6 protein-coding genes are annotated in these 6,173 nt (G+C 60.8%); 3 read left to right on the plus strand and 3 right to left on the minus strand.

Features of this window, described 5'->3' with window-relative positions; translation table 11 throughout:
• Positions 1-483: 483 nt before the first annotated feature.
• From ACL02S_RS22880 to ACL02S_RS22890, 3 genes are read right to left on the minus strand one after another with little or no spacing between them, the layout of a single operon-like run.
• Positions 484-1,827, minus strand: a complete 1,344-nt coding sequence (locus tag ACL02S_RS22880; RefSeq protein ID WP_412804550.1) for a zeta toxin family protein — start codon at positions 1,825-1,827, stop codon at positions 484-486.
• Positions 1,824-2,114, minus strand: coding sequence for a hypothetical protein (locus ACL02S_RS22885; protein ID WP_412804551.1), 291 nt, complete (start codon positions 2,112-2,114; stop codon positions 1,824-1,826). Before ACL02S_RS22885 ends, ACL02S_RS22880 begins: the two co-directional genes overlap by 4 nt.
• Positions 2,111-2,899: a histidine phosphatase family protein gene (locus tag ACL02S_RS22890; protein ID WP_412804552.1), complete on the minus strand. Its 789-nt coding sequence runs from the start codon at positions 2,897-2,899 to the stop codon at positions 2,111-2,113. The genes ACL02S_RS22885 and ACL02S_RS22890 overlap by 4 nt, the downstream gene beginning before the upstream one ends.
• Positions 2,900-3,481: 582 nt before the next feature.
• On the opposite strand from ACL02S_RS22890, the gene ACL02S_RS22895 reads away from it, so the two are divergent.
• The 3 genes from ACL02S_RS22895 (at position 3,482) to ACL02S_RS22905 (ending at position 6,122) form a co-directional block, all read left to right on the plus strand.
• On the plus strand, positions 3,482-3,721 hold the full coding sequence (locus tag ACL02S_RS22895) for a hypothetical protein (RefSeq protein ID WP_412804553.1): 240 nt from the start codon (positions 3,482-3,484) through the stop codon (positions 3,719-3,721).
• Between the two features lie 1,240 nt (positions 3,722-4,961).
• Entirely contained in the window at positions 4,962-5,321 is a 360-nt protein-coding gene (locus ACL02S_RS22900) for a hypothetical protein (RefSeq protein ID WP_412804554.1), read from the plus strand.
• Between the two features lie 18 nt (positions 5,322-5,339).
• Entirely contained in the window at positions 5,340-6,122 is a 783-nt protein-coding gene (locus tag ACL02S_RS22905) for a nucleoside triphosphate pyrophosphohydrolase family protein (protein WP_412804555.1), read from the plus strand.
• Positions 6,123-6,173: the final 51 nt, after the last annotated feature.

Consider the following 6,173-nt stretch of genomic DNA (forward strand, 5'->3'; position numbering starts at 1 on the left):
CCGCCGTCGCGTTTCTCTTATCAGAAGTGGAGGCATTGGGGCGCGGCGGCCCCACATCGGGTCTACGACGACTGCTCCGCAGTCAGCCCTTACGGAACTATTGCCCCAGCATGCAGTTGCTATCGGGCACTGGAAAGTCTGCATCAAAAATTCGTCGGTGACACCGATCCTCTCTGAGTGAGAGAAGCGGTCATGGGCAAGGCTGCGCACCTCTCTCGGGTGGACGAGTAGAAGGCACGAGAGCTCGCTGCTCCGGCCACACCACACAGACACGGCGCCAACCCACATCTGCCCTACGATGGCCGCCGCGCTTGGCTCGGGTGGACTCGGGAATTGGTCGCCACATACATCGAGGCCGATCGCTAGTACAGGGCTCCTGTCCCCCAGGCCAAACACGGTGCGGCGATATGGTGCCCGTCCAGGGCGTTGTGGCAAAGGCGGCGATCCCCGGTCCAGCGCGCTAATACGCGGTGAGGTGGGGGATTACAGTGCTGTTCCCGCGTCGAGCTCGGTGGTGTCAGGTAAATCATCCAAACCGGTGTCGGTGTTGATACCTGCGAGGTTGTCGATGCTGGATGCCAGCGGTGGCGGATTCGAAGGCTGCGTGGTTCGAGCGTGCGGGGTTGCGGCAGCGGACAAACCCTCCTGCAGACTCTGCAGGAGATAGGCGCTCCCGCCTTGGTGAGCGCTTCCTGCAGTTCCTCGGGTGGGATCGTCGCGGTGAAGGCTTCGCTGTGTTATCTCGTCGAGGATCAGTGCGACCGGCATGGAGAGACGAGGGCGGTTGAAGTCATATGACGTGTTTGACCAGTTAGCAAGTGCCGTGGCCAAGTGTGCAGACAAATCTGTGTCGGACATCTCCCGCATCAACGGCGAGTGAGTTTCGCGAGGATGCTGCGTGCGAGCGCTTGTGGCATATGCGATCAGAGCATGCCAGTCTTGTGGATCACCAGGCATCAGTTCAATGCCGGCGGCTGTGACTCGATGAAGTTCCGGCAGTACTTCGGGTGGCGCGCGCAGGATGGCTATCGCCAGTTCAGCGGCGAACATGTGTGTCTCCGTAGGTCTCAACTGCCGCTGCCGTTCCTGTGTGATCGCGGCGACCAACTTTCGGTCTGCTTCGTTTGCGATTCCTCCTGACGGGATCTGGGTCATGAACACCGCTTCGGCACTGCGGTTCATGACAACAGCAAATTCTCCCAGCCCTTTCGCCTCGAAGGCTGAGGCTGCTCGTAGGACCCCCCGTTGCGAGGCGTCATGGATCTCAGCGGGGATCAAGCGACCGCGTCCGCGTCGAGCCACTTCCGCGATGAACCGACTCAAGATTCCAAACTGACTGACCGCGCCGGGTACTGCTACGAACACCGCTTCGATCCGATATGGCGCAGCGCCCACTGGGATCTCCGCAGCCTTGATACGTCGGCAAATGTCTTCGAATTCAGCAGGGCTCACCGCAGCAGACTCAAGCAGAATGTCCGCGTGGCGCGAGAGCGCGAACTCCTGGGCCTGTTCCCACCACCGTTCACCGTCGGCACGCACCAGTCGATCGGCTTCTGTAGGCCGCTCGGCTTGCCATTCGGCGTACTTGGGATGGAACGGGTTGTAGAAATCCATGTTGATCCATGCGATCTGCTTGTTTCGCCCGAGGGTTTGCCTGATCAAGGCAGTGATCGCGGTTTTTCCTGCGCCGGTTTGTCCGACGACTAGTACCGCCACAGGTCTGCGGCGTGGAGTGAGCCCGAAAAGGTGGGCGGGCACAATGTCTTCGGCGAAGATACGTTGGTTTTCCTCAGGCGAAAGCTGTCCCTCAGCAGAGGTTGGGTTCACACGCTTCTGCCGAGACTGGTTCGGATGCGGTCACACAGTGAGTGCGCGGCGGTGATCGCGGCGGTGTCTGTGGGCAACAGTTCGCGCTGGCAAGACACCAGCTGACGTTGGAAGCCCCGCAGGTTTTCGGCCCGGTCACCGCTTGCATGGGCCAGCTTCTCGGACACCAGCGCTAGCGTGGCTTGAATATCCTCGCATACGACTTCGTAAGCGGCGGCCCAGTTCAGTCCTGCGCTGGCGGATCCGATTTCAAACCGGGGGATGATAGGCCTTTCGTCGCCGGTCATGGCATCACTTCCTGCAGGTGGCTGGTGTCGGACCATTGCATGACATGGAGATGCTGGCGGTTGCTTTGCCAGCGCGAGATTGATCCATTCGTGACTGCGGCCAGATCTGTGGGCGGCGGTGCGCCGATGCCGGCCAGTACATGTCTGGTGGCTGCTGCGACAGCGTCGTGGCTGATTATCAACACGCGAGATGTCTCGGCAGTTCGATCGAGCTCATTGAGGACATCACGTACCCGCAGGCAAAGGTCTGCGAGAGATTCCCCTCCTGGCGGCCTGTAGTACCAATCACCGATCTGAGCCCGGCGTCTGGCCTCTTCCGGAGCGCTGGATTGGATCGCAGTCGGCGGGTACAACTCGAACACACCCATTTCGCGGTCTCGTACTCGCTCATCGATGACAGTTCGCATGCAACCCGCACCGGCGTTGGACGACTCCGCGGTACGAGCCATCACAGTCCATGTTTGCTGCGCCCGCAGATACGGCGAGCACACAACCAACTGTGGTCGCTCGAACTCGTCGAGTCCCGCCAGCCACTTGCCCAACGCGACGGCTTGTTCGTGTCCCCGTGCTGATAGCCCGATGTCTGCGTCGCGGCCGGGTAAAGGCATGGCGGCAGTCGTCGGGTCGGCAAAGGCGACATTGGCTGCACTCTGGCCATGTCGCACCACCCGCAGATCGGCGATGCTGTACGTCGGCGCTATGCCGTTGACGACGTTCGGAACTGGTGATGGCATGTGTAGGCGCCCGTCGGGGCCTAGTTCATCACCGCTCGTAATCGATGCCATCGAGTTGCTCCCCTACTCCCGCAGTATTCATTGAAAGTCCGGTCTACCCAGAATGGCTTACAACACAATCACATTCACCGATCATGGCACCAGCATAGTGCTGTGGTTGTGTGGGATGCTGTCCAGCTTCGCGCTGCGGGTCCGGATCGAATCGCACTAAGAAACTGCGGCTTTCAATCCAGAAGTTGCGGGGTCTCGGTGTGGGCGAGTGTGTCGCGGACGAGATCACTGCAACTACACAGAAGGACATGCCGTTCGGCGAGAACTCAGCAGCCATCCGGGTCGAGTTGCGCAGTAAACGAACTCCCATTGTAAAGCATCACGGAGAGACCTGCTTCAGTGGGACCGGACAAATGAAACGTTGAGGGCACACCGCGTGTACGGGGCAGCGGCCGAGCATGCGGCAGCGACCGCGACGATGAAACCGCGCACTGCCAGCCCGGCTTCACGGATCCGGACAGCGCCCATCCCCAGTAGGAGACCTTGTGCCCGGCAACCAGTCCCCGACGGAGACGCACCACCGCGGTCACACAGGCCGCGATCCTCGACACAAAACTCTTACGGGACACCAGCGCACACGATATGGGGTACCGGTGCGGATTCATCGTTCATTACGAGCGAGAACTCACCACAGACGACCTCTCGGTCCTGGCTGCGGTGGGCGAACACACCGTAGCCAACACCACAGCAGCGCAGCCGACGACAGAGCGATATCAACCCCAGCACGAACCGGAAGCAGCCACCAGCCTGACCCCCGAGGTCATCAACACAATCAACGAGTATTTCCGGTTCAGTGACCTCTGCGACAAGGCGTACTTCTAAGGCGTACTTCTATGGCCGCGAATCCGAGGAAGCCGACTACGCCGAGCAAGCGAAAGCTATGCGCGCCAAGGTCACCGACACCCAGTTCAACACCTATCTGGATTCAGGGATTAAGCCTCCTCATGTTGTCGGCGCCGGCCGACCGGCGCGATACTTCCGTACTTCCGTTCGGAAGCGAGCGGCCCCGGGACGGTGGAGTCCCCGGGGGGGTCGGTTTAGCAGCCGCCAACGGTTGTTGGCCTGTGTCCAGCGTGCAGTCCTCCTCGACCTCGGTCATGAACTTCACGAATCCGTGGCCGGTCAGCACGACCAGAGCTGCGGCTATCCTGTCGGCTTCGGTGGCGATCTTCAGTGTTGATATCACAAATGTACGCTCTAGGACGTACAGTTTTTCACCATCTCGCGACACAATCGTCTGCGAAGGCACCACCCCTCCACGAGCGGCCGGGATCAGCGAATATCCAACAGTTCAGCATGTTTGGCGAACTTGAGGTGTCCGTCTCAGTATCAGCAGGTGAAGCAGTTCGAGAAATGGCCACCGACTCCTTCGCACACTCTTCTTGAACTAGAACTGCAGATACCCGGCTTGTTTGCGCCGGAACTTGTCGTAGCCGGCTTGCAGGTGGCGCAGCGCCAGCCAATTACCCGGACCACACACGCTGAGTGCGCATCAATAGTCCACCCCGGCAAACCCCACACCACTATGTGACGATGCGCCCCACCAACCGGACGACCCCATCACCTCCCCCACATCGAAACCCACCTGGCTTCCAGTCGGGGTCAGCGAACCCGGACCCACAACCGGACAAGAACATCGACACCGGGCTCGACAGCCCACCCGAGCCCGGACCAGTAACGAGTGCGTGGTCCTCAACCTCGCCTTCAATGGCTTCACTACTCAACGATCAACCCACACAAATAATCTAGAATGCTAGAATTATGATAACTTTGGAAGCGGCTGCGAACAATCGGACGCCTGCCCAGCCCCTGATCAATCACCACCGCGGGCACGCCGTGCCCTAAAACACACCACACTCAATCCATTTCACGAATCGAGCGCACACACACTCATGCACATCACCACGAGCTCACCCACACCACCACACCTCATGCCGGTACGGGCGAACATACGCATCACTCCCACTGGCCCTGGCCTGACCCTTTCCGCTGCCGCCGCGCTCGCCGCGTTCAGCGCCGCCGTCGGCTTACTCGCCGGATCCCTGCTTACGGGACGGCACCTATGAGCACCTCACTCGACACCCCCACCACCGCAGCCGAGAATCAAATCGCCGACCGAGTCGCCCGCGAGATCGGGTTCATCACCCACGCACTACTCGGGCTGCTCAATCACCTCATCTCCGCCGACCCGGACGAAGCTGTCAATAACGCCGCCGCCGGACGCGACGCCTTAGATGAGCTGCTCATCACGCTGCCTCAACTCACCGCCGCCACACACCGCAACCCCACCCTCATCTCCTACTTACAGTGCGCCGCCGAACAGCACATACACGACGCCATCACCCGTTCTACTACCCCACGCACCTATCCGCATTGGCCGGTCACCGAAACGGGTGTCAGTCGCTTCTCGCAGTGTGGGTAGGCGGCCCGGAGATGGCCGGTGGATACACCGACACCACCCCCGATCGCCTGTCTCGACTGTCGTCGACAAGGTGTCTACAAGAGGCCGGCCGAGTTCTACGGTGACAGCGATGCACGGATCTACCGCTATAACTACAACTTCTCCGCCCACATCCTGGGCGAGGACCGGACCGACCGAGAAACCCGTTGGTCCCCTGCGGACCTTAACCCGGATGTACACAGCTGGGTGCCCGACCTGGAGGACCAGACCATGACCACACCCATGCGGCAGATCGCCGCCGAGATCGTGGACAACTTACGCGCCAACGGATTCCCTGCCGACGGCGCCGCCGATCGGCAAGTGTTGGCCCTGGCCGAAGAGGTCGGTGAACTCACCGGCGCCTACCGCCGGTGGTCCGGGCAGGCTCGCCGGCGCGGCAAATTCGCTGATGTGGAGGCCGAACTGGCGGATGTGGTGATCGTGGCCTGGGTGACCGCCACCGAACTCGGCATAGTCCTACCCGACACCGTCCGAATCCCAGCAACGCCGTCCCTGACACAAAGCAACAGTCAGGTACTGGCGATGAATGTTGCCGCTGGCGCATTCATCGCCACCCATCAGCGGTGGACCGAATCAGGCCAGACCACGCTGCCCACCGAGATGGTCGATGCGCTCGCCGAAGTAGTGGATACCGCCGAGACGATCGCGGCCGCACTCGACATCGACCTGACCATCGCCGTCGACCAGAAACTGACGATCATCCGGGCCCGCAGCTGGCGTGAACCCGACACCACCGAGCCGAACTCGACTCCCGAGAAATGAATTCCATTACGGCAGTCACGGCACAACTGTCAGCGCCTACATCCCGGACTA

It is taken from the genome of Nocardia spongicola (genome assembly GCF_047200775.1).
Classification (GTDB): Bacteria; Actinomycetota; Actinomycetes; order Mycobacteriales; family Mycobacteriaceae; genus Nocardia.

What these genes read in the sequence shown, in the direction of transcription:
- ACL02S_RS22885 (WP_412804551.1), bottom strand. Translation starts at nt 2,114, where the DNA reads ATGACCGGCGACGAAAGGCCTATCATCCCCCGGTTTGAAATCGGATCC.
- ACL02S_RS22890 (WP_412804552.1), bottom strand. Translation starts at nt 2,899, where the DNA reads ATGGCATCGATTACGAGCGGTGATGAACTAGGCCCCGACGGGCGCCTA.
- ACL02S_RS22895 (WP_412804553.1), top strand. Translation starts at nt 3,482, where the DNA reads ATGGGGTACCGGTGCGGATTCATCGTTCATTACGAGCGAGAACTCACC.
- ACL02S_RS22900 (WP_412804554.1), top strand. Translation starts at nt 4,962, where the DNA reads ATGAGCACCTCACTCGACACCCCCACCACCGCAGCCGAGAATCAAATC.